Raw genomic sequence first — 26,534 nt, forward strand, 5'->3', positions numbered from 1 at the left:
GTTCAACTAGTTTATCCATGCCTGTTCCTAATAAGATCGTTTTTTTCTTGGTCGAAAATTTTGATCTTGGAACAGGCACTTAGTTCCATTTTTTTATCCAGAGTTCAGGTTGATTAGGGAAGAGAGGAAGTTTTTTAGCATGATGTTTGGCTGTTTTTTAGACTGTTCAGATAACTATAGAAAAAATCAGCCCCTTGGGCAGGATTTTATCGACAATCTGTTTTATTATTTATTTATGGTATTTATACAGTAGTAATATCTCTGGAGTATATAAGATGCAAAAAAAAGCTGAGTTGTATCGTGGAAAGGCAAAAACGGTGTACACCACGGATGATCCTGATTTGTTAGTGTTGGAGTTCCGTAATGATACATCAGCATTGGATGGCGAGCGTATTGAACAGTTTGATCGTAAGGGGATGGTGAATAATAAATTCAACCATTTCATTATGAGCAAATTGGCAGAAGCAGGGATTCCGACGCAAATGGAACGACTGTTATCGGACACTGAGGTATTAGTTAAAAAGCTGGATATGGTGCCGGTTGAATGTGTTGTGCGTAATCGGGCTGCGGGTTCGTTGGTCAGACGCCTTGGTGTTGAGGAAGGTCTGGTATTGAATCCACCTCTGTTCGATCTGTTTCTGAAAAATGATGCTAAGCACGATCCAATGGTGAATGAGTCCTATTGTGAAACTTTTGGCTGGGTTAGCAAAGAGCATCTGGCTGAAATGAAAAAGTTAAGCTACAAGGCCAATGAAGTATTGAGAAAATTGTTTGATGATGCGGGTTTGATTTTGGTTGACTTTAAACTGGAATTTGGTTTGTTCAAAGGGCAGATAGTTCTAGGGGATGAATTCTCTCCTGATGGTAGCCGTTTGTGGGACAAAGAGACGTTGAACAAAATGGATAAAGATCGCTTCCGTCAAAGCCTTGGTGGCCTGATTGAAGCGTATGAGGAAGTCGCGCACCGTATCGGTGTTCTTTTGGACTAATTGCGCAAACGATTACTTGGGCCGAAAGGCCCTTTTATTGGTACCAGTGATTCTGGTTGTGATTTTTTCGCTGGCCTTTTATGATCAAATATTATCTGACAATATGAGTAGTTAATATGAATTAATTTGATATAGAATAGCCCCCTGCGTTGTAGTAATGAATTGTTTAAATTACGGGCAATTTAAGGTACGTTAATATTGAATAGGAATTCATTTATATAGTCGCTATATATTTGTAAAAATCATTATAATTCATTGGAATTATTGCTATTTTTCACTCTATTTATGATTTATCGTTTGGAATAAGTTATTTATTGTTCATTATTCATATTGAGAATGTATCTGACAATTAGGTTATTAAATGACCTGATATACCCTATAGATTTCAAGATGCATCGCGACGGCAAGGGAGTGAATCCCCGGGAGCATAGGTAACTATGTGACCGGGGTGAGCGAGTGCAGCCAACAAAGAGGCAACTTGAAAGATAACGGGTATAAAGGTATTGACATCGTAGAATAAGGTATCAAGTTTATTTTTCGGCTATTTTCTTGTGATAGCGTTTATAAACATTTCAATCAGATCGTGATAAATGCGGGTATTTTGCGATAATTGCATTTTGCTAAATGTGAACCAGATCTTGCTGTTGTGATTGATCTGTTATTAATAACCTTGATGTTGGCTGCATATACAGATGTTGCAAATAACATCGCTAATTTTAATGAGGTGCCATAACCTAAAGATGAAAAGCGTGATGTCAAAGAATTTAACTGTATGGCGGATATTGCTACAGAGTGCCATACCATTTAAGGGGACAGTTGTATGTGCGTTTTTGGCCTTAGCCGTTACATTATCGTGCGATCTAAGCGGTCCTTATATTATCAGGAATTATGTTGATAAGGCGACATCAGGAACGACTGTTGATCAACTCATCATGTTGGCCATCATTTATGTTTTTATTGCGTCGATTGGTGTTATCGGTAGTCTGGTAACCAGTTACATGAACACTAAGGCCGGTTGGGGCATTGCTGATATCATTAGATATAAGCTCTTTCACCATGTGATGACGGTTTTACCTGTATTGGAAATAGAACGACGATCACAGGGCGAGTTGCTGGAAAATATCGAAGGTAATGCTGATATTATAGGAAAAACGATTTCTAAAGCAGGTTTTAAGGCCATTGCTAATTTAGCGCTGACATTAGGGACATTGGTCATTATATTCAGCGTTATGCCTCAGGCTGGTATTGCCATAGGGGTTGTCGTCATACTGGTGGCGTATGTGCTGATTCAGTTAACCAGACTTTCTGTCCGTCGTTGGCTAATTGCGCGAAATGAAAAAGCCCGGATTTTTGGTTTTGTCGGTGATTCATTACATGCAATGGATGATTTACAGCCATTATCGCAGGCACATTGGCCTGCCGTTGCGTTTCGTAGGAAGCTGTCAATGTTGCTTAAATTTGAACGCAGCGCTTATATTGGTGGCAGGGTTTTTTGGCCAATTACTCAGCTCTTCTTTGCACTCTGTTTCGGTATAGGTTTTGGTTTTGGGCTTCAATTACTTGGTGAAAATAGCTTAAGCATCGGTACATTAACGATGGTTTATCTCTACGTTGATAAACTTCGGGAGCCGGTGGAGGATATGTCATCAGAAATAGAGCTGATACAGAAATTATTTGCTGCGTTGTCACTTTCGGCAAAAATGTTAAGTGAAGGTACCCCTGATAAATCATTAGATAATTTATTGCCTGATGGTCCTCTCTCTATTCATTTCGATAATGTTGATTTCAGTTATAACGGAGAAGAAACGCAGGTTTTGCATGGTGTTAATTTTTACGTCGCTCCGGGGAGTAAAATTGGCATCATTGGTAGAACGGGAGCGGGAAAAAGTACCATTCTTAATTTGATGTGTGGATTTGCGCGACCTGATTCAGGAAGAGTGACAATTGGCAATGTCGATGTCTCAACGATTAAACCGGAAGAATTTGCAAAAAAGATTGCTGTTCTTAGTCAACGTACTCATCTGTTTTCTGCAACGCTACGGGAAAATTTAACGCTTTTCAGTAATGAAATATCTGACGATCAAATTTGGGAGGTTCTCCAGGAATTAGATGCGCTTGAATGGGTTAGGGCATTACCTGATGGCCTTGATACACAGGTTGGTACTAATGGTCTGATGCTATCAGCAGGAGAAATTCAAATGATAGCGGGTGCCAGAGTGATGCTACAGCATTGTTCGTTAGTGATTATTGATGAAGGAACTTCTCAACTTGATCCCCGAACGGAAAAGAGTTGGCTGAAATTGCTTGAAAAGTTAAGCCACAATTGCACTGTCGTGATGGTTGCACATTGCCTTCACACGCTTTCGGTTGTTGATGAAATTATCATTATCGATGATGGGCGGATTCAACAACGAATCCCTGAAACAGAAATCGCAATGTTAACGAGTAATCATGGGCTCATGGTATGACTATATCCAATGTATCAACTAAACTTAAAATGTTACCGGCCTTGACTGAACTGATAAAAAAGTTTGCTCCTCTCTATTTCGTTACCATGTTTGTGTGGACACTGATGCATGGTTTTCCTCTGTTGATTGGTTACCAAATCAGCAAATTACTTGATAGAGCGATGAATGAGCCAACTAACCCTGTCGTCTGGTGGTTGCTTGCCTCTGCGATTGCCACAATGGTCTTGCGATCGCTGTTTTTGTTCCTGGGATTAACCTTTGACTTTACGTTAATCTTCAAAGTCAGTGCTTACCTGAAAGAGCGGGTTTTGTGGGGAGTGAGCCATTGTTCCCGTAATCAGAGACAGACTTTTTCTCAAGGCGATATTCTGAACCGTATTCGTGATGATAGTGATGAAATTGCGGAATTTCTGAGTTGGACCTCTGATTTTATTTACCGCGCATTACTTTTAATTATCGCATTAGTTGTGCTTATCAACACTGACATAATAACCACACTTGCTCTTATGCCTATGATTGTGGGCCTTTGGGTCGGGGCGATACTTAAACGCAAGGTAGGGAATTTACAGAAGAGTAAACGTCAATCGCAAGGGGATATTGCTGGCAAGATTACTGACGTCTTAACGGGGATACGCGACCTGCGCCTTGGCAACAAAATGGAGGGGCAGATTGAGAATCTATCACGGAAATTTGTCAATCGACGGGCGATTCAAGCCAAACATCAGGTATTTACTGACCTTCTTTCTGGGCTGTTCAAAAATATTGTCATACTTGGAACGTCGGCTGTTTTACTGATAGTCAGTAAACGGATCGTTGATGGCAGTTTTACTGTAGGGAATCTGGCACTATTTTTAACCTATATCGGTTGGATCAGTGAACAGATACTCTTCTTTGGTCGGTCGGTTGCCTATTATAAAAATGCTGATGTGTGTTATGGACGAATCAGACAGTTTCTGGCAAATAAAGTAGATAAAAAAGAGACCAAAGAATATGAGCAAGGTGAAATTCTGCATAAACTGAGCGTTAATCATCTGACATATTCAAAAAACCAACCCCCTGTTTCGTTTGAAGCAACAGCTAATCAGGTTATTGGCATTGTTGGTGATATAGGTTCGGGTAAAACCACCTTTTTGCGTTATCTGATTGGTCTGGAAAAATCCAGTTCTGGCAGTGTACTGTGGAATAACCGAGAGGTTCTGGGAAATGAAAATTGGTGGCGGAATCCACGTATCGGATATGCCAGACAGAAAGCGGGTTTTTTTGGTGGCACCGTCAGACAAAACCTCGCGTTGGGTGATAAGGATATTGATGATGATGTCATGGTACAGGCGTTGGAGGCGGTAGGTTTAACGCCCGGCTCATATGAATTGCCAGAGGGACTTGATACCGTCATTAATTCTGGCAGTGCCGGTCAATTATCTGGCGGCCAGCGTCAACGTTTGGCATTGGCCAGGATGCTATGTCGTCCCGCTGACGTTTATATTGTTGATAACTGCGATTCGTCATTAGATACGGATACAGCCCGTCGTTTATGGACTGTTTTACCTAAGCGCTGGCCAGGTTTATGGATTGTTGTTTCACAGAATGCTGATCTTCTCGCTAAGGCGGACCATATTGTTACCGTTCAACAGCGGAGAGAGTTAGCATAATCTACTTGATATCCACTCCTGGCTAAGTTGGTAGGAGTGGGTTTCAATAATGAAATGGTATATACTTTTTTATATCAAACGAGGAGGGATTATGGGTAAACAGTCTGTTTTTACTATGAAACTTGAATCAGATCTGCATGACTACTTCGTGGTTGCTACTGCGATGAACATGTGGGCATTTGCAATATGGTTGAGTTGGCAGTTCACTCTGCTATATTGTAAATATGAAAAGAGAGGTTGTTATGGTGAAAATTGCTGATTATCCACAAATGAAAAATTGTGCCTGGTATCTGGTTGAGGATACGGAGCTAACTGATCGTGATGCGCTTGCGTTTTACGAACGCAATTGGAAATATGTCGAAGAAGATAAGCTTGAACCTCAAGAGCGTCAGTTGATTGAACGACTCATCCATGAACAGGGGCATGGTTTTTTGAATGTCTAATTTTCGTCTTGAGCATCATAATCGTATTGCGAAAGTATTAAGTTCTTTATCACATGGATTTCTTGATGGCGCAAATTGCTATTTTGCAGGGGGTACTGCAATAGTTATGATGCTTTCTGAATATAGGGAATCGGTCGATATTGATTTTTTGTGTTCTTCACGTGAAGGTTACAGTAAGCTTCGTTCAGCCCTTTATGGGACAGATTTTTCCCCACTTTTTACATCACCTATGCCCACCATTGGAGAGATTAAAAAAGATCAATATGGTGTTAGAGGACGCATCAATGTTGATGGTGTTCCTATTAGGCTTGAATTTGTTAGTGAATCCCGACTGGATCTTTCGTTTGGCTCCCGTATTCTTGGTGTGCCAACGCTAGGTAAAGTAGATCTATTGGCAGCTAAACTCTTGGCTAACGCTGATCGTGGCCTTGATAAAGCTTCGCAGAGTAAAGATCTCATCGATCTCAGCATGATGCAGTCCGAATGGGGATGTATCCCCGTTGAAGCTTGGAATAAAGCGCGCTCTGCATATGGTATTACGGTTGATAAAGCTTACGATTCTGCCATTCAAATGCTGAATAATAATCAAGCTTATTTTGATAGGTGCATGAAGAATTTGGTTATTTCTGCTGAAAATCAGGAGAAGATAGTTAATACCCTGAAGTTGGAATTTGTTCCTCCTGAGCTAGATAGTTATTATCGCGATTATTAATCTAAGATAGTACTAGTATGAAGCAGAGCTAAATGAATTTTAAGTAAATATGGTCAGATTTGAGTAATTACATGCTTATTAAGAATTTAATTGTCACATTGGAAGGTGAAATACAGATATTAATAACCACATTGCTTAATGAGCAATGGGAAGCAGCCAGGGAATTAATGAATGAATCATTGCGTATGGCTGCTGATGATTTAGCTTTAACTGTATTGGCAGACAGTTTGTATAACTCAGATATCGATATTATTTATCAGCAGCAAGGTGCTTGTCATTTACGGCTAAATACTCTCAATGGAAAGTTTAATCTTTATATTGGGATTAAAGATCGGCAAATTGATTCTCTCACGTTATCTCGATGCCCAATACCTGATGCGTATGCAAAACAGGGTATTTTTATCGAAAAAACGTTAAAGACGTTTGGTCTTAGAGATGTCCCGGATGGTTTGGTATGTTTGCCATCACCATATAATGATGCCAAAGCACTTGTACTATTGCTTGCGGGTTCTGGTCCGCATTCGATGGATTATGATGTTGGGCCTAATCCACTGTTTCGTATGTTGGCACATGAATTAAGTCAATATGGAATTGCGAGTGTACGTTTTGACAAACGTTATTACCGTATCCGGCAGAGAAATATGAACCCTGAGGTTGTCGATCTCAATACGGAAATTGTTGATGATGCTTGTAATATTCTGACTGGTTTGATGGGACATGTTGAATTTCACGATGTGCCAGTATTTCTGGTTGGGCACAGTTTCGGCGGATATGTCAGCCCATTAATTGCAAAGAACTTACAGCAAAAATCGGGTTTAAATGTTACGGGTATTGCGATGTTGGCGGCGCCTTTCCGTAATTTACTCCGGGTGATTTTATCCCAATTACCTAGTGGGAAAGAGCAAGATACAGTATCTCTTGAGCGCTTTTTGTCAGTGCCGGATAGTTATCTCAAACAGATTGAGAATTATCATGCATTTGACTGCTTAAACAGCTTGCCTGCAATGCCGTTATTTTTTGCCCAGGGAGATCAGGATTTCCAGATTTTGCATAATGTTGATTTCACGATGTGGAAAACTGCACTGCAAAATAATAGGCAGGCAGAGTTCAAACTCTACACTGGATTGAATCATATTTTATTGCCTACAACAGGATGTGATGGTGGAGAGGATTATTTGCAACCAGGTCAGATACCGGAGCAGGTAATTGCGGATCTGTCTGCGTGGATCATCCACCATTCATCATGAAATAATGAAAGCGCTATTTATCTTTTGCCAGCAGTTTGACCCAATCGTTAATTGTCGGCCATCGCGCTAAATCTGCAAAGTTGACTGGATACCCCGCACATTTTAGCTGATCAACCAGCATCAGCATTTTTATCGAATCGAAACCGATATCAAAAAGATTTTCATCCTCCGGTATTATTTCTGCTTCCGGGTGAAGCGCTCTGATTTCTCGATGTAAAATTTCATAGATAAGCTGATTTTTCATTGTGTCTCCAAAAAGTTTTATGAAACAAAACAAGTTACAATTCTCTGATACCTTCGATTGGCGCTGATGCGGCTGCGCGATGTGATGGATATACACCAAATACTACGGTAATAAAGCAGGCTGCGAGGGAAGCGAGTAAAAAGGAGTAGAAAGAGAAACCAACCGCAATATCAAATAGTAATAAAATTCTGAAACCGATAAATGAGAATAACAATCCTAATAATGTTCCCAATAGTGAAATTAAAAATGCTTCGGTAAGAAACTGGTAAAAAATATCGGAATAACTTGCCCCTACAGCAAGCCGTATACCAATTTCTCTTCTACGTTCTTTAACACTGATTAAAATCGTATTCATCACACTGACGCCCGCAACAAAGAGGGTCACTGATGATATTGACAGTAGGAAAAGATTAATTTTTGACTGGGTCTCATGCAACGTTTTCAACAACTCGGTGGTATTACGTACCTCATAGCTTTGTTGATGTTTAAACCGTGACAACCGTTGTTCAAGAGCGTATTTAACCGGCTCAATATGAGAGGCATCTTTGGCTTTCAACACCATACCGCCAGGAGGTGTATGGCCGAACAGCCGTACCAAATAGCTGTTGCCTGGCAAAAATGCGGCATCATCGACGCCTGCATCCATGCCTTCGCCTTTCTGTGTCAGGATACCGATAACTTGCATTGAGATATCGTTGATCTTGATGCTCTGCTCAAATGCGGTTTCTTTTTGTGGAAAGAGTCGCTCGGCCAGAGATGCTCCCAAAACCACGACATTTGCCAAGGCAGCATCGTCTTGTGGTGTGTAAAAACGTCCACGATCAATCACCAGATTACGGATAATCGCGATATTTGCATTAGCGCCAATCAATTGAGCATCAGCAGAGCCTTGTGGCGAAACTATTGTTCCTGGCGCAGTATAAAATAGAGTGCTGTGGCTAATATGGGGGTTACCTGAAAGTGACGTTATATCCTCTTGCGTCAGATAATTATTATGGGAATCGAAAGCGCCGTTTTTTTGTCCCTTGTATTTTACTGAAATGATATTACTTCCCATTGAAGAAACCATCTTAACAATATGATGCTTGGTTTCTGTACCAATTGCTTGCATGATCACAATCGAAGCTACCCCGATGGCAATGCATAATAGAGTTAAGAAGACTCGTGTTTTATGAGCGGTAAGAGAGCGTACCGCCATTTTGAGGTTGAACAGGATAACGGTTAAATAAGCATTAAATCTTAAGGTTATTTTACTCATGCTCATTGAGCCACCAAACAACCACTGTCCAGATATAGCCGGCGTTTGGCATATTCAGCAACAACTTGGTCATGTGTTACTAGAATGATGCCGCATCCATTATGATGTAATTCAGTAAAAAGCTGCATGAGGTTGGTCGCATTAGTGGTATCTAACGCGCCGGTAGGTTCATCAGCAATAATAAACTTTGGATTGTTGATCAAAGCGCGAGCGACAGCAACGCGTTGCTGTTCTCCCCCTGATAGATGGCGCGGGTATTTATCTAATAAATTGTCGAGCTGGAGACGATCGATTAAGTAACGGAAATGTTCTCTGTCATAATTGAAGTTTCTTTTTAAGTAGTACATGGGCATCAAGATATTTTCATCAATACGGTAGTTTTCCAGCAGGTTATAATTTTGAAAGACAAAGCCAAAATATTTTCGCCGTAAAAGCGCCAATGAATGAATCTTTTGCTGAGTTACCGTGAGATCGTTAATAAGATATTCTCCCGCACTGGCGATATCCAAAAGCCCTATTATATTCAATAAGGTACTTTTCCCTGAACCGGAGCGACCAAGAATAGCAACATAATCATTCTGGTCTATGGTTAAGCAAATATCTTTCAGGACAAGATGCTGTTTACTCTCATTGCCGTAGGTTTTGCAGATATTATTTAGCGTTATCATTGTTACTACCTCCAAGATTATCTTGTTTGGAAAGTACAATGATCTGCTCGTTATTCTGCAATCCGCTGACAACGACTGAACGTCTTCCATTGTTATGACCGATCAATAATTTTCTTACTACGATGTTTCCATCTTTCATTTCACGTAAAAAATAGGTAGTTAGATCATCGTTCAAAGGTTGATGCCGTTTATTATTCAGTATGTCACTGGGTATGGTCACTACGCCGGTGCTTTCGTGGGTCACAATAGTGACATCCGCACTCATACTGGGTTTGAGCAGGAAATTATCATTAGGGACATCAAATAGCACGGTATAATAAACGGCATTATTAATGAGATCGGGCTTATACATAATCTTCTTAACATTACCGTGCCATATATGCTGATTTGTACTATAGATCTTGAAGGAAGCTTTTTGCCCCGTCACGATTTGGTTAATATCTGCTTCGGAAACTTTTGCATAAACAGTCATATTTTTGAGGTCGGCAATTTGCATGAGAACCGGTGTCTGTTGATTGACATTTAGCGTTTGCCCGGGGTCAACATGAATTGCAGTCACTACGCCAGCAATCGGCGAATAGATTTGGGTATAACTGAGGCTGACTTCTTCACTATGCAAAATATGTTCATTTTGCCTGATGTCTGCTTGGAGGCTTTCAATTCTGGCCTGGCTTTTTTTGACGCCAAAAGCAGCCTCATCCAGTAGCTGCTGGCTGGTTGCGGAGTGCAGGTTAAGCTCTCTTTGGCGCTTTTCCGTGATGACCAGAAGCTGATAAGCATATTGTTCCTCCTGCAACATGGCTCGCAATTTTTCTAATCGCGCTCGGCTTGCCTCAACTTTAGTACGATAAAAAGTATCATCAATGCTAGCGACCAGCTTACCTGCTTCAACGCTATCCCCGACTTCAACATATAACTTGGTTAACTGGCCTGAGATTTGGCTACCAACATTGACCTGACTGGTTGGTTGTACAACACCGGCAGCATTTACCGTAGTAATAACATCACCTAACGTTCCGGTGATGATTTGTTCTGTCATCACCGTAGATGTCTCTTTTTGGCTAAAGTTGTTATAAGCCACGGCAAGAAAAGCGATCATGATGATGGTGATAACAACCCATTTCTTTTTTTTGACCAGCACAATCAGCATCCATTTTACTATTTGTTATCGTTCCATATTGCCAGGCATCAGGTCATGCTGAGTGCCTATGCAATCCAATAAATCAATCAAAAACAGCCCCATGTCGCTGATGATATCTTCAGAGAAAATATCATCATCGTAGAGCCATTCCAGACCTATCCCAGTTGGCAAATTGATCAGTTCGAGCGCGATATCTCCTTTAGGCTTGAGTCCCTTGATTTTTTCTTTGGTGCAACGGGTTTCACCAAGATATAAACCGGTTTCAAACCCTATTTGAGAAGAGAAATAATAAGTGACTTCCGGCAATTGCATACCGTGGTGGTGATGGAGATGTTGTTTCAAATAGGCCAGTGAGACATTGGAATGAGTATTCGCGTCTGCCAGAAAATCGCGGACATACCTGGATACGTTAATCAGCGAAGTTTCCGCAGTAACGTAGGGCAGCAGTAGAGTGGTTGCGAAGCTACCAACACTGTCAAACGGTATGGGAGGAGCGCGGTTGGCACAAGGAATACCTATGATAATCTCATCTTTATTGAGTAATGAGTTAATGGTCATCAGAAATGCGCCAATCACAATATGTTCCAGAGTCACCGCATATTTTTTCTGCGTGCTGGATAGTGCGGCAATTAATTGTGGAGACAACGGCATTGAATAACGTCGGCCTCGGACCCTAAGATGAGCTTCCGATGAATCATTATCTTGTCGGGCAACCGAAAGGACGTTGAACAATTTTTCTGTCCAAAAATTTAATGTTTCGTCTGACATGCGCTGATTAATGAGATTAATGCTTGTTTCCGTCGTGGCTTCAATCTTTGGTACATTATCTGCGTAAGCGGAAGATAATTTTTGCAACACATGAGCAATCGACATCCCGTCACAGAATGCATGATGAAAATTTAATAAAAGGTAGTGCTTATGTTCTGCTATTTTTAACAACTTAAAATATACCGGTGGATTATCCTGTAACGCCATCGGTTTAAATGCCATATCATTTAAGATCTTGCGGAATGAAATCTCAATATTGATGCCGGTAGCATGAGTTAAATCGATATATTCGAAAGGCAGATTCTCTTCAATAACAGGTGAAAGGGTTAAAGAGAGTTGCCCATCTATTATGGTGACTCTTTGGCAGAGGGCAGGGAAATATTGCATGATATACAGCAAAGCGTAACGTAATTTCTTTAAATCAATCTCGCCGGTCAGATGATAATATAGTGGGATATTATGAGCGCCGGAACGATTAGAGATAGTATCGATGATCCAATAATACTGGTCGTGTTGTTCTGTCAGGCAAGTGTTATTTTTATCGATTAAAACCGGTATTTGCCCTTGTTGAATGACAGATTGTAATAGATAACCTAATCTAGGGGCGTGATAGAAATCTTCCAGGTGAATAGAACAATTAAAACGTTGCTGGATCTTGTTAATTAATAATAATGCCTTAAGCGAAGTACCACCTGCGTCAAAGAAATTAGTCTCTTCATCAACAATGCCATCGCTATCGCCAAAAACTTCCCGCCATAAAGTAAAAAATATTTCTCGTTTTTCGCCTTTAATCTGCGAAATATTATCTTCTTTATTCAACTCTGATATTGTAACAGAATTGTTGGGTGATGATAATTCGACAATAAAAGGTACCTGCAATTTTGGATAACATCCACGCAAAAATGAGACGATTTCGTGACGTGTGATTGAGCATGATCTATCAGGTATAAATATATTAATATATTGGTACCCCGTTTCATTTTCTTTTATCGTTAAATGAATGTCATCAATATTAATCGCCGCTGTAAGTAATTTTTGCATTTCATCCAGATCGACACGTTTCCCGTCAATTTTATGCTCTTTATCCAGACGGCCAATGAAATTTAAATTACCTTGGGCATCGTAAAATCCACGGTCTCCGGTTAAATAATAGATTTCTCCATCGTTCAACTGTAAGAATTTACGTGAAGTTGACTGATTATCGTTAATATATCCGGTACAGATAGAATCGCCACGGATGCATATTTCTCCACTACTGCCATTAATGATCTTATTAGTTCCATATTCCCGAATAACGATAGTGGTATTTGCTAGCGCTTTACCAATGATATTACCGGGTTGAAATTTATCATCTATTTTGTGACTGCTAGCCACAACGCAACATTCTGTTGGGCCATAAGAGTTAATCAAGGAGATACCGCATCCTACTTTTTCCAACCAATGATGAATGGCTTTATCCATTGCTAGATCGCCACCGATAATTGTCATTCTAATCGAAGGTGCGAGTTCTTTAATGGCTGAATGTAGGAAAAAGACAATTTGATGCCAATAATTGGTAGGAAAATTAACTATAGTGACCGATTGTGCATGGCAGAATGAAAATAGTGTCTCCAGTTCAACGATCATATTATCATTGGCAATGGCTAATGTAGCGCCTTGATAAAAACATCCGAACACCTCTTCAATATAAGCATCGAAGACGGGTGTGCTGAAATTGAGAATAACGTCATCTTGTTTAATATCATACTGCTCTGTCATTGCCGCCAAATAGGCATAAAGCCCCTTAAACGTTATCGGTACTGCTTTCGGTACACCTGTGGTGCCTGATGTGAAAAAGATATAGGCTTCGTCTTCTTGAGTTGTGGGACGTTTTATATCATGCCCCAGAAATATCTCGGAAGGGCGAGTTTCTATATCTTCGATAAAGAGAATGTGCGTATTATTAACACCGTTTACTTTTTCATGGTAATGACGAGCAGTGATTAATAAAGAAATATTCAGGCTACTTAATATATTATTTATCTCTTCTTGCCCAAATGTCATATTGATTGGGACAAAACATAATCCCGCAGTATGGATGGATAATATAGATAATAAGGAATCCACCCCTCTGGGCAATAATACGGCTACCCTTCGGTTTTGTAGTGGGCAGGATAATAACAATTGACTGAAAGTGGATAATTTGCGGTAAAGTTCACGGTAATTAAGGCAATGCACGGCGTTTATTTCTGCTTGATCCCCATAAATGACTGATTTTTTGTCCGGTGACACTGCAAATATTTGTGCTATTCGACCAATAATATTCTCTTTGATAGGGTGATTAACGACAATATTTTCTGGGTTATCTAGGCTAGATATAATATTATCCGTTGGTTCAATTTCTTTATATTTCCCCCAATATGTCTCAACCGTTTCATTAATATTTTCTGCAATCGTACTATAAATACGTAAATAATCGTCGATCAGAGTATGGGCGGCAAAATGACTATACAGGCGGCTCCCCACATCCAATTCAACTAATGCTGATTTCCCATCAGGAGAAAACCGGATGTTAATACCATAATTATTGACTGCGCCGGAAGTCATACAACCGCGAATGGCGCGATTATCTTTCATAAGATCATGTTCAAGCTCATGTAGCAGATTAACATAGGGAGCGGCAGTAAATTGATCTGCTCGACTGATTGCTTCATCATTTAAATCATTTATATCAATACGGCTATGTTTGCTATGCAGACTAATTTGCAACTGCATTGCTACGAGGATCTGTTTTATTGTTGCCTGCGGGGCCAAAGAAACCATCAGAGGCAAGGTGTTCATTGCCGGGCGATAATAGCGGTACTCTCCTTTATCATGTCGGTTAGAGAAGGGTAAATTGATGATACTTGTTGATAAGCAACCTCGTTTGGTCATTTGCAGACATAGAGCCAGTATCATCATTAATTTATCATTAAAGGTAAAACCACCGTTATTTGCGGTGAGCGGCCGGCTTACTTTAATTGCTTTTGAGGGAAATAGGCGTTTACGGGCATAATCCTCTAATTTGGGCAGTTGGTTGAGGTAATTATTCCAATACTCTTTGTTGTTGGCATAATGCACGTTTGCTTTATATTTAACTTCGTCAAGGTAAGCCTGATAGGTAAAAATAGGCGCTGATGTTGGGTGGAATGTTTGTTGTTCATAGCAAGACAAAACATCATGAATCAACTGACCTATGCCCCAATAATCTGTGGCAATATGGTGAGCGATGATTCCCCAGAAATAGCACCCAACATCATTAAAGTAAAGATAATGCCTTATCGTCACACCCTTTTCAGGCGCTAGCGGTTGAGTTGTTCTCTTTGCAAAATCCGCTTTTGCCGCTGGTTCTACTATTGGCTCTGACAGTTTTATTGGTATCACTTCGACCAGTGTAGATCCCTTCTCCTGAAAAATATTGTGTTCAGCAATACGGTAACGTAAGGAAAAACCATCATTGAAGTGATGAATGGTTATAATGGCCTGCTTCAATCTTGCCAAACTAATATTATCACTGAAACTGACGAATTCACCGACATTGAAGACAGACTTATCGTCAGCAACAGTGTTAGCAATAGCTAAACGGAGCTGTGTATAATTCAACGGCCAATAATTGTCACTATATTCCATTATTTTACGGCTCCACGCTATATTTTACCTTGTAACTCGCCCTTTATTTTTTCAAAAATAGATTCATCTATGCATAACCCAATATTACCTTCTGAGCTAAAGCAGATCAGAGGGCGTTTACTTACACGTAGAATAAAATATTTGTTTTGTCCCTTGTGGTAGTATCCAGACGAATAATGGATAATATGTATACCATTACTTCGACTAAAATCTTCCAAGGAAACGCCTTCTTCCTGGTGTAATGAGGAAATAACCCATTCGTGTGAATATACCCCGGACTTCATCAATAATTTTCCTTCCTTGACCACGGTTTTATTTGATAACAGTTGATAGCCTATAAATAAGGTAATGATGACAAAGAGCGTTGTCGCAATACTTGCCGCCAGCTTATTGGGATTGCTGTTACTGAGCCAGTATGGTACAGGCAGAAAAACTAAAGCGATCAGGACGAGCATAGCGACATTCATTAATATGACTTTGAAGTCTGGATTTAATCCCACGATATTATTCATGCTGCTGCCATTCCTAAAGATAATTCGGTAAAGAGATGAATCACTTCTTTGCGTTCTTCGCGGGTTGCGGGCAGATTGATATAACCACATTTTTGCGCCGCAAACAGACAAGCGGTGATTTCCCTTCTGACAGCTTCTTTGACCAGTGTATCCACCATTTCTTGGTTGTTATAGAGTCTGGCAAGATGAAGAGAAGCCGTGCCGGTTGAAAGATCGCTATGATCAATTTTGGGTAAATAATTTGCCATACATACAGTAACCGCTACTTGTACCGCCAGGCTCAAGTAAGCTGCTACGTTAACTGCCGCCGCCGCGTTCACCGCTGCGACAACTCGGGTGCCAACAGCTACGTTAACCGCCGCAACGACATTTGCCCCTACCACAAGGCGAGCAATCTCAATACTGGTATCATCTTCACGGTTTAAGGGTTCCAGAATTTCCTTCAGCCGGATAAGAGGAGGAGTGTCTGTATCTTGGAGCTGATAGGATTCGATGTGTTCTTTAAAATGCGCGACAAGACTGGCATCTTGATTGAGATGGTGATTGATTCGGCTTCTCAGACTTGAGCCCCTTTCGTTTAAACCATAGGTTTTTAAGTGGGAAAAGAGCGCTTCATAGTCGTTGGTTTTTACCGCATTCATTAAGTCTTTGTCATAAGTGATGAATAGCAGTAATTCCTCTGCGGAACCGGGGCTAACGATATCTTTGTCCATGCCAAATTCAGCCAGCACTTTTTCCGGTGATTCCCGGTATTCTAATGCTAAATTGGGCTGTTGCTGTAGGGTTTCCCAGAATCGGTTATAGGTGATGATCTCTTCCCAAACTTCAACCGGGAGTTTGGCGTTTGACATTGACAGCCTTAGCTTATTTTCTTCAACCTCCCCCGGAGAGAGTAATGAACGTGGCACGCCAAACAGGCGGTTGCTATCAGTGCTAGCGTTGACGGTGGGTATGACACTGCCAATAGCTGCACCGGCAGCCACGCCAATAAATGTACGTCTTTTCATAATTCGTTCCTTTATAAGTTAACGGAATTCTTTTTTTATTGAGCGTTATACCCGTCATCTTTCAAGTTGCCTCTTTGTTGGCTGCACTCACTCACCCCGGTCACATAGTTATCTATGCTCCCGGGGATTCGCTCCCTTGCCGCCGCGATGCATCTTGAAATCCATACGGTATATATAAGATAATATGTAACCTTTCCTTATTAAGCTTCTTCATTACTGAGATAATTTCATGAAATAATTATCTAACTGATATTTCTTGCCTGCGATATTAATTGTAAGTATATATTGTGATTACCATAACAGTATTTGGGTATAGCATCTAATACTCAATGGGAAAACATAGAATAATTTACCCTCCGTTCGATTAAAGGTTAGACGGTACTAACTATTAGCTGGATGGTGACATTTTGCAATAGATTAGTTGATTAAATTTATATTTTGAGCGTTTAGACTAAATATATCTTGCGACAAAATGTCCTTATTTAGAGTCCGATCACAAAATAACAAGTAAAAATATTCCTAAAGAAGAATAAAGTATTTCCTTTCCTTGATTACCACTATATTCAATAAAAATTTGCTAGCCGGAAAAGGAGTGTTTTCGCAATATTCGTTAGTAGTAACATTAAAGCTCCAACTCGATCCTGTTATACCCGTTATCTTTCAAGTTGCCTCTTTGTTGGCTGCACTCGCTCACCTCGGTCACATAGTTATCTATGTTCCCGGGGATTCACTCCCTTGCCGTCGCGATCTATCTTGAAATCCATAGGGTATATATTTTTCATTCCTCAGTTAAATTAATGGCATTTTTTTCTGCTGAGTAGTAGATGAGATCCAGCCGTTCTTTAGCGTTAAATTTCTTTATTACCGGAATAATTTCTTTGTGATAATTATCTAACAGATTCCGGCGTGTCCTTTCGTCTTTATGCAAATAAGCACAAGCTTGGCAAGGATGAACGATTTTTTCCAGATCAATGCTGCTATTCTGTGGGCGATATTTTTTTAGGATCTTGTACGGCCCCTCAATTCTTAACCATACTTTCATAAAGTCTTCTTCTTGACCTTTAAAAAGCTGAGATACATCGCCTCCTTGCAAACGGCCAAGTTTCATTTCGGGGATATGCTCTAATGTCAGCCCACAGCAAGCGGAAATTTCACCGTGTGGTGTCAGTACAATATTTTCAAAGACCTGATCGCACCCTTTTGCCAGTTGCTGATCCCGGTTTGGAACATCTTTTCGTTCTTCGCTGGTGTCATAGAACGGCATCCAGGTATTTCGCTGTAAGTTAATTTTGTTTTTTTCTTTCAGTCGCTTAATAACAGGATTCTGGGTGATTTGCGTTGCAATGGCGGAATCAAAGGTATCCTGTTCTACTGTAATCAGTGTTGTAATATTTTGTTCGGCCAATGCTTCTGCCGCGGTCACTACGCTGTCAAGGGGAATCCATTCACTGTGATCTTTCCCTGTACTGATGTTCATCTCTGTGATGCCAGCATCTATTAAGTCTTGGGCGATTTTTTGCGCCTTTTCTCTATTTTTTCCCCAATAACCGTTAGTCACGCAACGAGTTAATAAGCCGTGATCTGAGGCAAAGCGAATGGCTTCAATCAGATCTTTACCTAGCAGGAAACACTCCCCACCACTGAAAACAACTAACTTTAGCCCTGGAAAATTAGCTTTTGAGTGTGCAATAAATTGTTTAATTTCATCCAGGCTTAAACGCGCTTTTACCGAGGGGTTACATTCAAAACAACATTCTTTGCAAGCAGCATTGCAAGTATATGTTGTGATCACGGTAGCAGTGTTCGGATATTGTTCCCAATATCCAGGAGGAAAGCATGACATAATTTACCCCTGTTGGATTAAAGGTTATACGTTACTAACTATTAGCAATATGATTTTATTTTGCAATATATTAGGTAATTAAATTTGTATTTTGAGTGCTTGCACGAAGTATGATTTGTTACGAAATGAATTTATTTAGAAGCAGCTCACAAAATAGGGTTAGAAATATTTCTGGTTGAGGATAAAGTAAATAGGTATAAACAGTAATCGACGATTTTTCAAGGTATTGAATATTATTGTAAGGAATAAAATCATGTCTATTGAATTTACACCCTGGCCGGTTGAATTAGCAGAACGTTATCGTGAAAAGGGGTATTGGCTTGGTAAACCCTTGACTGACATACTTTATAAACAATGTCAGAGACAACCTGAAGCAATAGCTATTATCTGTGGTGACCGTAAATTTAGTTATCATCAACTTGATCAACAATCATCTGCATTAGCTAAAAATTTAACGTCAGTGGGAATAAAGAGAGGTGATACTGCTATCGTACAATTGCCAAATATAGCTGAATTTTATATTACATTTTTTGCGCTACTGAAAATGGGGGTAGTACCTATTAATGCATTATTTAGCCATAATAAATTAGAGTTACTTGCTTATGCGCAACAAATTGATCCAAGTCTAATTGTATTTTCGTCAGAGCATTCACTTTTACAGAATAATGATTTCCTGGAGCAATTAAAAACACATTGTCCACGGTTAAGGAATATCGTCGTTGATGGTGGCAAAATACAATATACTAATGAATTATATACCAATGAATTAAAGCCGTGGTTAGAGCCAATAAATTTACCTTTGAATTTTGAGGCGACACGTTCAGATGAAGTCGCTTTTTTTCAACTTTCAGGCGGGAGTACAGGGACACCTAAATTAATTCCAAGGACGCATGACGATTACTATTATAGTGTGAGACGCAGTGTTGAAATTTGTGAGTTGACACAACAGACCCGTTATCTTTGTGCTTTGCCGGCGCAACATAATTATCCATTGAGTTCTCCGGGGGCGCTTGGCGTATTTTATGCTGGTGGTTGTGTCATATTAGCAACAGATCCTGGACCTACGACCTGCTTTCCACTCATACGTGAACATAAAGTAACAATGACCTCACTGGTGCCATCGGCTGTTGCGTTATGGATTCAGACGATGAGGAAATACGAATATTCACTAGAAAGTCTTCGGCTATTACAAGTCGGTGGAGCAAAGTTAAGTGAAAGTGTGGCGCGAGTGATACCGAAATTTTTTTCATGTAAGTTGCAACAGATTTTTGGTATGGCCGAAGGGTTGGTATGTTATACCCGGCTTAATGACGATGATGAACGTATATTTACCACTCAGGGGCGCCCAATGAGTGAAGATGATGAGATACGTATCGTTGATGATCAAGGCAATATCCAAGCGCCAGGTTCGGCGGGTATGTTAATCATTCGTGGGCCATATACATTCCGGGGATATTATAAAAGTCCAGAGCACAATGCGAAGGTGTTCGATAAAGAAGGTTTTTATTATTCCGGTGATTTAGCCTATATGACGAAAGAGGGTTATGTGTGTATTGTCGGACGTGAGAAAGATCAAATTAATCGCGGTGGTGAAAAAATTGCTTCGGAAGAAATTGAATCTTTGTTACTCAAACATGAAGGTGTTATCCATAGCGCTTTGGTTTCGATGCCTGATCCTCTGATGGGAGAAAAAAGTTGTGCTTTTATTGTAGTGGCTGATCCGAATATGAACACGTTGCAACTGAGGAAATATTTAAGAGGTATGGGGATTGCTGAATATAAATTGCCTGATCGTTTCGAGATTATTGATGTTATGCCTGTTACACCAGTCGGAAAGATTGATAAATTATTATTAAGAAAAATTATTCGAGACAAATTAGAAAGTTAATTAATGACATGAAGGTATTAAAATGACCATTCCATCATTGAAAAATTATACACTACCTCAGCCAAAAGATTTTCCAAGCAATAAAGCATCTTGGTTATTCGAACCCCATAGGGCAATTTTACTTATTCATGATATGCAGGATTATTTCTTGCAGTTTTTCGGTGATAATAGCTCTCTAATCAATAAATTAATTGAAAATATCCATTTATTGAGAATGTTTTGTAAAGAAAAAGAGATTCCCATTATATATACAGCACAACCTAAAGTACAAAGTGATGAAGAGCGTGCATTACTTAATGATATATGGGGGGCTGGCTTGAATAGATCACCCCATTTACAGAATATTAGCCGTGCATTGGCCCCTAATAATGATGATATTGTAATAGTTAAGTGGCGTTATAGTGCATTTCAACGCTCTTCGTTAGAAAAAAATATAAAAGACTTAGGTCGGAATCAATTAATTATTTGTGGGGTGTATGGACATATTGGTTGCATGATTACTGCGGTTGATGCATTTATGAGAGATATCAAGCCTTTTTTAGTGGGTGATGCGATAGCTGATTTTACGCTTGAAGATCACCTCATGGCTTTAAAATATGTTGCCGAAAAATCAGGAATGGTTGTGAGTACTGAGGAAATAATTTCATCAGTAAATTTCGATAAATAGAATTTATAAAAAATGCGTAATAAATCGCTATCAAAGAAGAAATAAAATGAGAAATAAACAGAATTTACAAATGGATTTTAACCATAAAACCGTCTGGGTAACTGGGGCGGCACGTGGCATTGGTGAACAAATTGCCCGTGATTTTACCGCGCTTGGCGCTGACGTAATAGGTTTCGATCGCGTATTTGAGCAAGATAATTTGCCTTATAAATGTATACAACTCGATATCAGTGATCCAGAAAAGGTCGAAATGATTTGTTCCCAACAACTGTCTATCTCAGCCAAATTAGATATTCTGGTTAATGCTGCCGGTATATTGCAATTGGGAAATATTGATGAGCTAAATATTAGTGACTGGCATCGTTGTATTAATGTTAATGCTTCTGGGGCTTTTTATCTATTTCGTACAGTGATTCCCCATTTTAAACGTCAGCGCAGTGGCACTATTATCAGCGTCAGCTCTAATGCGGCACATGTTCCACGTATGCAAATGGCGGCTTATTGTGCATCAAAATCAGCACTGACAAGTTTAACGCATTGTGTTGGGTTGGAACTCGCGCCGTTTGGTGTACGTTGTAATGTTGTATCCCCTGGTTCGACAGATACACCTATGCAGCGTTCCATGTGGAAAACTGATGATGATGAAAAAAATATGATTAACGGGTATCCTGAGCAATATAAATTAGGTATTCCCCTCGGAAAGATTGCAAATGTTAATGAAATTTCACACACCGTACTTTTCTTGTCTTCTGATTTGGCAAGCCATATAACGCTACAGGATATTGTGGTCGATGGTGGTGCGACGTTAGCTTGTTAATTGTTTGAATTGATACGAAAATACCCGTCATTTCTGTAACATAAGGAAAAATTACCCTAGCCTAAATAGGATTAGGCTGTTGTAGGGTATTGAAATCAAATCTATGAGCCATCTCGATCCTACTTTACTGGTGCTGCTAGTGTTGGCCGCACTGGGCATCATCAGCCACAACATGACCGTCACGCTTGCAATGCTGCTCTTGCTGGTTATCCGTATAACGCCACTGAATCATTTTTTCCCGTGGGTGGAAAAATATGGGCTGACTATTGGTGTACTTATTTTGACTGTGGGAGTCATGGCGCCTATCGCCAGTGGAAAAATTACGGTACAAGCTGTCCTCAGCTCGTTTATGAATTGGAAATCGTTACTCGCGATAGTGATAGGTGTATTAGTGTCATGGTTGGGTAGCCGGGGGGTTTCATTGATGTCTAATCAGCCATCGACAGTCGCTGGTTTGCTGGTGGGGACGGTATTGGGTGTTGCCCTGTTTAAAGGTGTTCCTGTGGGGCCGCTGATTGCTGCGGGGATTTTGTCATTATTGATTGGTAAATCATAGCCGTTATGTTGCCGGAACTGAGTGTGATACAGACAGAAATGCAGCAGCAAGGGTTACGTCGTTTGTTGGTGTTGAGTGGAGATGATCATTGGTGCTATTTGCAGGCTAATGAATTACAGCAAAGATTTATTGGTGATTGGTTATGGATCTCTTATCATAAACAGCACGCTGTGCTGCCAGAAAAGGCGGCCAGTTTATTAGGCCAGGAATATCTGCATGGAATATTTGATGCTACCGCAGGTTTTAATGCGGAAGCACTGGCGATATTGGCAGGCACATTGAAAGCTGGAAGCTGGTTGGTGATGATGGTTCCATCTTGGTACCAATGGCATTATCAACCAGATAAGGATAGTGCGCGTTGGAACGAACAGTTAGATGCTATGCCAACGCCGCATTTTGTTCAGCATATTCAGCAGCAAATTGTTAGCGATCCCCAAGTTTTGCTATGGCGGCAAAATGATCCCTTGTGCATCCTTGAATTTCCACAATCTGAATTTCCACAATATAGTGCGTGGCAACTGCCTGATGGCAACCCAACGGCCAGCCAGCATGCCATTTTGACTCGACTTTTGCGGGCAAATCAGGGGGTATGGGTCATTACTGCGCCAAGAGGGCGAGGTAAATCGACACTTGCAGGTATGTTAATGCAGCAATGGCAAGGAAATTGCTGGTTAACTGCACCAGCAAAAGCGGCAACCGAAGTTATTAGGTGTTATGCGGAGGAAAAGGGAAAATTCTGGGCCGTAGATAATTTGCTGAAATATTGTAGACAAAATAGCGTGTCAGATATTGATTGGTTGCTTATCGATGAAGCTGCTGCTATTCCAATGCCTCAATTATCTGAGTTGATCAGCTATTTTCCCCGAATATTGTTGACCACAACTGTGCAAGGATATGAAGGTACAGGACGCGGATTTTTACTTAAATTTTGTGTTGGAATCCCTGATAGTCATATTCTAAACCTGACGGCTCCTGTGCGTTGGGCTGAAAATGATCCGCTGGAAAACTGGTTGGAAAAAGCTTTACTGTTTGAGGATGCAATTCCTGTCAACAATTCTGATAAGGCTATTAGTTATCACGTTTGTCATCAGCAACAATGGATTAAACAACCTGAATTGCTGAGGCAGTTTTACGGCATATTGACCAGCGCTCACTACAAAACTTCACCTTTAGATTTACGGCGTTTACTTGATGCCAAAGGCATGCAATTTGTTGCGGCTTTTGGAAATAATGCCTTAATGGGGGCTTTGTGGATGGTTGAAGAGGGGGGATTGGCGCTTGAGTTAGCCCATGAAATATGGGCAGGTAGGCGTCGTCCAAGAGGAAATTTGGTTGCTCAATCGTTAGCTGCCCATAGCGGTTTACCGCAGGCGGCGGTTTTGAAATCTCAACGGATCAGCAGGGTTGCTGTACAGGCTAATAATCGCAGACAAGGTATTGCTCAGGGAATGATCGCGTATCAACGGGAAAGGGCAGAAAAACAGGGAGTGGATTTTATTTCCGTTAGCTTTGGTTATACTGCGGAGCTTTGGGCATTATGGCAGAAATGTGGCTTCCAATTAGTGCGAATGGGAACTCATTTAGAAGCCAGCAGCGGTTGTTATACGGCAATGGCTATTTTTCCCCTGAGTGAACAAGGGATTGTGCTGGGGATTCAAGCTGAGCAACAGCTTGCCCGTGATGCACATTGGCTGGAATCGCAGATTGGATTTAGCTTGCCTGTTGATTACCAAACTGACCATCATCTCAATCAGCATGATTGGCAGGAACTGTCAGGTTTTGCATTTGCTCACCGACCATTTTCTGCTTCATTACCGGCCTTGCAACGATTGTTGCTGAACAGTGATTTGCCGTTGATTGCGCTAAGAAATCATCTCCAGCAAGAAATGAGTGTTGAGCAATGCATCACCGTATTAAAGTTGAGTGGATATAAGGCATTAATGCGACTCTGGCGGCAAGAAACCGCACAGGCGTTGTCAAGTCTCAATCGGAAACTTACCAGAGAGTGGCAAGAGTGGACTATGGCTTTTTCTGTGGCCAATCATCTTCATCATCCCACTTGCTATTAAGATCCCGATGAGGAGGTAGTTCCGGTTTATTGTCCAGAAATTTTTTAACATCCAGTCGGCGTAACTCTTTAATGGCATTGAGAAGAACGCCAACTAATAAAACTAAAATAATCCACCAGTAATCAGCTAACCATTGCATGAGGTTGTCTCCTGCGCAACATGGAGGTAATTTTCAAATACATAAGGTAAGTTAGTAGATAACCAGTCAATGCCGGCGATGTCATGCTGTTGCCATACATCCAGTAACATCTGCTGAGTCAGCAATTTTTCCAATTGCTTGGCTAATGGTTGGTAGCTGATATGCCACGGTTCATCAGCGACACTGCCACGGTTACCGACAAAAGGACGGTAAAAACCGAAATGAGCCATATTCTCGGTCAACCAATGAGTTAATGGTGCGAAATAACCACCATTTTCATATTCCCAAGGTTCGAGTAATAACGTCTGGTTATCCGGTAGCATCGTTGGATCATAGATATCCAAATCTGTTCCCCAATGATGACGGCTGGCACCGGGCAGGGCGGACCAACGAAGAATTGCCTTACAGCGTTCTCCTTCTGATAATTGGGTGATGTCCATGGGTTGGCTGTTTTCATCCAACACCGGGCGTTCACCACGGAATTTTCCATTCCAGATAGCTTGCTGACGTTGAAAATCACGGAACGTGCTGGCCGGTTGCAGATGAATTCCGGCCTTTTCAGCGGCTTGTTGCATGGAAAGAAAAGCATTGGCGGCTTCTGGTTGTAATCGGTGATTGCCAAAGAGAGAAATCAAGTGGCCAGTAGCCAGGCCGGTTAACATATTTGCTGTGATCACTGGATTAATTGCTCCATAACACGTTGATAAATCCGGCTGAGTTGTTGCAGATCGGCGGCGCTAACGGACTCATTAACTTTATGAATTGTTGAGTTCAGTGGCCCCAGTTCGACAACTTGAGCACCCATCGGAGCAATAAATCGTCCATCGGATGTACCACCACTGGTAGATAATTCAGGTTGATAGCCGCAATATTGGTCTATTGCCTGAATGACGGCATTGACTAACTCACCTTTGGCTGTTAGGAAAGGCTGACCTGCCAGTATCCACTCAATCGTGTAATTGAGATTGTGATTTTTGAGGATAGTTTCAACCTGTTCACGGATTTGGCTGTCAGTCAGTTCTGTACTGAAACGGAAATTGAATTGAACTTGCACATTCCCAGGGATCACGTTATGACTGCCTGTTCCCGCGTGGATATTGGCAATTTGCATACTGGTCGCCGGGAAAAATTCATTCCCTTTATCCCAATGTGTATTGATCAATGTCTGTAAAGCAGGAAGGAGACGGTGGATTGGGTTATCAGCTAAATGCGGATAGGCAACGTGGCCTTGAATACCGTGAACAGTGAGATTCGCAGTAAGGGAACCTCGACGGCCGTTTTTCACCATATCGCCAAGATGATGCTGGCTAGAAGGTTCACCTATCAGGCAATAATCCAAACGTTCATTGCGGGACATCAAGGTTTCAACCACTTTAATGGTGCCGTGGGTGGCTTTCGCTTCCTCGTCTGAAGTAATAAGAAAGGCCAGACGTCCATTATGGTTGGGATAGGCGGCAACGAAACGTTCAGCCGCGACAATCATGGCAGCTAATGAGCCTTTCATATCTGCCGCACCCCGGCCATATAGCATGCCATTACGGATAGTTGGCTCAAATGGGGGATATTCCCACTGAGATTCATCGCCCGCAGGGACGACATCGGTGTGCCCGGCAAAGGCTAATGTCGGGCCTATGCCGCGATAGGCCCAAAAATTGTTTGTATCGCCAAAGGGCATTCGTTCAATGGTAAAGCCAATTGCTTGCAAATGAGCGATCATAATATTTTGGCAACCTTTATCGTCCGGGCTGATAGAGGGTTGTCTGATGAGTTGTTGTGCAAGTTCAATTACAGGGCAAGTCAT

21 protein-coding genes and 1 pseudogene are annotated in these 26,534 nt (G+C 40.9%); 11 read left to right on the top strand and 11 right to left on the bottom strand.

The genetic code is table 11. The annotated features are described in order from the left end of the window. Positions 1-275: 275 nt before the first annotated feature. The 6 genes from purC (at position 276) to ACGF5R_RS09335 (ending at position 7,508) form a co-directional block, all read left to right on the top strand. A complete protein-coding gene (gene purC, locus ACGF5R_RS09310) occupies positions 276-989 on the top strand; it encodes a phosphoribosylaminoimidazolesuccinocarboxamide synthase (RefSeq protein ID WP_387690575.1) in 714 nt (237 codons plus the stop codon). Between the two features lie 752 nt (positions 990-1,741). Continuing rightward, positions 1,742-3,457, top strand: a complete 1,716-nt coding sequence (locus tag ACGF5R_RS09315; protein ID WP_387690577.1) for an ABC transporter ATP-binding protein — start codon at positions 1,742-1,744, stop codon at positions 3,455-3,457. Next, positions 3,454-5,106 (top strand): ABC transporter ATP-binding protein, encoded by a 1,653-nt coding sequence (locus ACGF5R_RS09320; RefSeq protein WP_112877690.1) that lies wholly within the window; start codon positions 3,454-3,456, stop codon positions 5,104-5,106. The genes ACGF5R_RS09315 and ACGF5R_RS09320 overlap by 4 nt, the downstream gene beginning before the upstream one ends. A gap of 224 nt (positions 5,107-5,330) precedes the next feature. After that, positions 5,331-5,549, top strand: coding sequence for a hypothetical protein (locus ACGF5R_RS09325; RefSeq protein ID WP_387690579.1), 219 nt, complete (start codon positions 5,331-5,333; stop codon positions 5,547-5,549). After that, the gene (locus ACGF5R_RS09330) at positions 5,542-6,261 is read left to right on the top strand and encodes a nucleotidyl transferase AbiEii/AbiGii toxin family protein (protein ID WP_112877686.1); all 720 of its coding nucleotides are present in this window, start codon (positions 5,542-5,544) and stop codon (positions 6,259-6,261) included. Before ACGF5R_RS09325 ends, ACGF5R_RS09330 begins: the two co-directional genes overlap by 8 nt. Before the next feature lie 71 nt (positions 6,262-6,332). Continuing rightward, a complete protein-coding gene (locus ACGF5R_RS09335; RefSeq protein WP_262979941.1) occupies positions 6,333-7,508 on the top strand; it encodes an alpha/beta hydrolase in 1,176 nt (391 codons plus the stop codon). Positions 7,509-7,521: 13 nt separating this feature from the next. Here the strand turns inward: ACGF5R_RS09335 and ACGF5R_RS09340 are convergent, their stop codons facing one another. The 8 genes from ACGF5R_RS09340 to ACGF5R_RS09375 form a co-directional block, all read right to left on the bottom strand. Continuing rightward, a complete protein-coding gene (locus tag ACGF5R_RS09340) occupies positions 7,522-7,752 on the bottom strand; it encodes a phosphopantetheine-binding protein (protein WP_262979942.1) in 231 nt (76 codons plus the stop codon). A gap of 34 nt (positions 7,753-7,786) precedes the next feature. After that, positions 7,787-9,010, bottom strand: a complete 1,224-nt coding sequence (locus ACGF5R_RS09345; RefSeq protein ID WP_262979943.1) for an ABC transporter permease — start codon at positions 9,008-9,010, stop codon at positions 7,787-7,789. A 2-nt stretch (positions 9,011-9,012) separates the two neighbouring features. After that, positions 9,013-9,678 (bottom strand): ABC transporter ATP-binding protein, encoded by a 666-nt coding sequence (locus tag ACGF5R_RS09350; RefSeq protein ID WP_112877681.1) that lies wholly within the window; start codon positions 9,676-9,678, stop codon positions 9,013-9,015. Further along, positions 9,662-10,819, bottom strand: coding sequence for an efflux RND transporter periplasmic adaptor subunit (locus tag ACGF5R_RS09355; RefSeq protein ID WP_112877763.1), 1,158 nt, complete (start codon positions 10,817-10,819; stop codon positions 9,662-9,664). The genes ACGF5R_RS09350 and ACGF5R_RS09355 overlap by 17 nt, the downstream gene beginning before the upstream one ends. Positions 10,820-10,843: 24 nt before the next feature. Next, a complete protein-coding gene (locus ACGF5R_RS09360; RefSeq protein WP_387690583.1) occupies positions 10,844-15,235 on the bottom strand; it encodes a condensation domain-containing protein in 4,392 nt (1,463 codons plus the stop codon). 17 nt (positions 15,236-15,252) lie between these two features. Beyond that, positions 15,253-15,747 (bottom strand): hypothetical protein, encoded by a 495-nt coding sequence (locus ACGF5R_RS09365; RefSeq protein ID WP_387690585.1) that lies wholly within the window; start codon positions 15,745-15,747, stop codon positions 15,253-15,255. Beyond that, positions 15,744-16,754: a hypothetical protein gene (locus ACGF5R_RS09370; RefSeq protein WP_112877675.1), complete on the bottom strand. Its 1,011-nt coding sequence runs from the start codon at positions 16,752-16,754 to the stop codon at positions 15,744-15,746. Before ACGF5R_RS09370 ends, ACGF5R_RS09365 begins: the two co-directional genes overlap by 4 nt. Before the next feature lie 778 nt (positions 16,755-17,532). Beyond that, the gene (locus ACGF5R_RS09375; RefSeq protein WP_262979947.1) at positions 17,533-18,597 is read right to left on the bottom strand and encodes a radical SAM protein; all 1,065 of its coding nucleotides are present in this window, start codon (positions 18,595-18,597) and stop codon (positions 17,533-17,535) included. Positions 18,598-18,850: 253 nt separating this feature from the next. Between ACGF5R_RS09375 and ACGF5R_RS09380 the strand changes: the two genes are divergently transcribed. From ACGF5R_RS09380 to ACGF5R_RS09400, 5 genes and pseudogenes are all read left to right on the top strand, one after another. Next, the gene (locus ACGF5R_RS09380; protein WP_387690588.1) at positions 18,851-20,485 is read left to right on the top strand and encodes a (2,3-dihydroxybenzoyl)adenylate synthase; all 1,635 of its coding nucleotides are present in this window, start codon (positions 18,851-18,853) and stop codon (positions 20,483-20,485) included. Between the two features lie 22 nt (positions 20,486-20,507). Further along, positions 20,508-21,128 (top strand): annotated as a pseudogene (locus tag ACGF5R_RS09385) (isochorismatase family protein); the annotation flags it as partial. A gap of 70 nt (positions 21,129-21,198) precedes the next feature. Continuing rightward, positions 21,199-21,969, top strand: coding sequence for a 2,3-dihydro-2,3-dihydroxybenzoate dehydrogenase (dhbA, locus tag ACGF5R_RS09390; protein ID WP_112877667.1), 771 nt, complete (start codon positions 21,199-21,201; stop codon positions 21,967-21,969). A 103-nt stretch (positions 21,970-22,072) separates the two neighbouring features. Continuing rightward, positions 22,073-22,525, top strand: a complete 453-nt coding sequence (locus ACGF5R_RS09395; protein WP_387690590.1) for a DUF441 domain-containing protein — start codon at positions 22,073-22,075, stop codon at positions 22,523-22,525. A 5-nt stretch (positions 22,526-22,530) separates the two neighbouring features. Next, on the top strand, positions 22,531-24,594 hold the full coding sequence (locus ACGF5R_RS09400; RefSeq protein WP_387690592.1) for a tRNA(Met) cytidine acetyltransferase TmcA: 2,064 nt from the start codon (positions 22,531-22,533) through the stop codon (positions 24,592-24,594). Here the strand turns inward: ACGF5R_RS09400 and ACGF5R_RS09405 are convergent. From ACGF5R_RS09405 to dapE, 3 genes are read right to left on the bottom strand one after another with little or no spacing between them, the layout of a single operon-like run. Next, positions 24,545-24,733: a YpfN family protein gene (locus ACGF5R_RS09405; protein ID WP_112877663.1), complete on the bottom strand. Its 189-nt coding sequence runs from the start codon at positions 24,731-24,733 to the stop codon at positions 24,545-24,547. The two genes, ACGF5R_RS09400 and ACGF5R_RS09405, sit on opposite strands and share 50 nt — an antisense overlap. After that, positions 24,721-25,410, bottom strand: coding sequence for a M15 family metallopeptidase (locus tag ACGF5R_RS09410; RefSeq protein ID WP_112877661.1), 690 nt, complete (start codon positions 25,408-25,410; stop codon positions 24,721-24,723). Before ACGF5R_RS09410 ends, ACGF5R_RS09405 begins: the two co-directional genes overlap by 13 nt. Continuing rightward, entirely contained in the window at positions 25,407-26,534 is a 1,128-nt protein-coding gene (gene dapE / locus ACGF5R_RS09415; RefSeq protein WP_112877659.1) for a succinyl-diaminopimelate desuccinylase, read from the bottom strand. Before dapE ends, ACGF5R_RS09410 begins: the two co-directional genes overlap by 4 nt.

The sequence above is a fragment of the Photorhabdus sp. RM71S genome (genome assembly GCF_042879355.1).
GTDB lineage: Bacteria > Pseudomonadota > Gammaproteobacteria > Enterobacterales > Enterobacteriaceae > Photorhabdus > Photorhabdus kayaii.

What these genes read in the sequence shown, in the direction of transcription:
- ACGF5R_RS09330 (WP_112877686.1), top strand. Translation starts at nt 5,542, where the DNA reads ATGTCTAATTTTCGTCTTGAGCATCATAATCGTATTGCGAAAGTATTA.
- ACGF5R_RS09375 (WP_262979947.1), bottom strand. Translation starts at nt 18,597, where the DNA reads ATGTCATGCTTTCCTCCTGGATATTGGGAACAATATCCGAACACTGCT.
- ACGF5R_RS09315 (WP_387690577.1), top strand. Translation starts at nt 1,742, where the DNA reads ATGTCAAAGAATTTAACTGTATGGCGGATATTGCTACAGAGTGCCATA.
- ACGF5R_RS09380 (WP_387690588.1), top strand. Translation starts at nt 18,851, where the DNA reads ATGTCTATTGAATTTACACCCTGGCCGGTTGAATTAGCAGAACGTTAT.
- dapE (WP_112877659.1), bottom strand. Translation starts at nt 26,534, where the DNA reads ATGACTTGCCCTGTAATTGAACTTGCACAACAACTCATCAGACAACCC.
- dhbA (WP_112877667.1), top strand. Translation starts at nt 21,199, where the DNA reads ATGAGAAATAAACAGAATTTACAAATGGATTTTAACCATAAAACCGTC.
- ACGF5R_RS09350 (WP_112877681.1), bottom strand. Translation starts at nt 9,678, where the DNA reads ATGATAACGCTAAATAATATCTGCAAAACCTACGGCAATGAGAGTAAA.
- ACGF5R_RS09320 (WP_112877690.1), top strand. Translation starts at nt 3,454, where the DNA reads ATGACTATATCCAATGTATCAACTAAACTTAAAATGTTACCGGCCTTG.
- ACGF5R_RS09405 (WP_112877663.1), bottom strand. Translation starts at nt 24,733, where the DNA reads ATGCAATGGTTAGCTGATTACTGGTGGATTATTTTAGTTTTATTAGTT.
- ACGF5R_RS09365 (WP_387690585.1), bottom strand. Translation starts at nt 15,747, where the DNA reads ATGAATAATATCGTGGGATTAAATCCAGACTTCAAAGTCATATTAATG.
- ACGF5R_RS09325 (WP_387690579.1), top strand. Translation starts at nt 5,331, where the DNA reads ATGAAAAGAGAGGTTGTTATGGTGAAAATTGCTGATTATCCACAAATG.
- ACGF5R_RS09400 (WP_387690592.1), top strand. Translation starts at nt 22,531, where the DNA reads ATGTTGCCGGAACTGAGTGTGATACAGACAGAAATGCAGCAGCAAGGG.
- ACGF5R_RS09395 (WP_387690590.1), top strand. Translation starts at nt 22,073, where the DNA reads ATGAGCCATCTCGATCCTACTTTACTGGTGCTGCTAGTGTTGGCCGCA.
- ACGF5R_RS09340 (WP_262979942.1), bottom strand. Translation starts at nt 7,752, where the DNA reads ATGAAAAATCAGCTTATCTATGAAATTTTACATCGAGAAATCAGAGCG.
- ACGF5R_RS09370 (WP_112877675.1), bottom strand. Translation starts at nt 16,754, where the DNA reads ATGAAAAGACGTACATTTATTGGCGTGGCTGCCGGTGCAGCTATTGGC.
- ACGF5R_RS09345 (WP_262979943.1), bottom strand. Translation starts at nt 9,010, where the DNA reads ATGAGTAAAATAACCTTAAGATTTAATGCTTATTTAACCGTTATCCTG.
- ACGF5R_RS09360 (WP_387690583.1), bottom strand. Translation starts at nt 15,235, where the DNA reads ATGGAATATAGTGACAATTATTGGCCGTTGAATTATACACAGCTCCGT.
- ACGF5R_RS09335 (WP_262979941.1), top strand. Translation starts at nt 6,333, where the DNA reads ATGCTTATTAAGAATTTAATTGTCACATTGGAAGGTGAAATACAGATA.
- purC (WP_387690575.1), top strand. Translation starts at nt 276, where the DNA reads ATGCAAAAAAAAGCTGAGTTGTATCGTGGAAAGGCAAAAACGGTGTAC.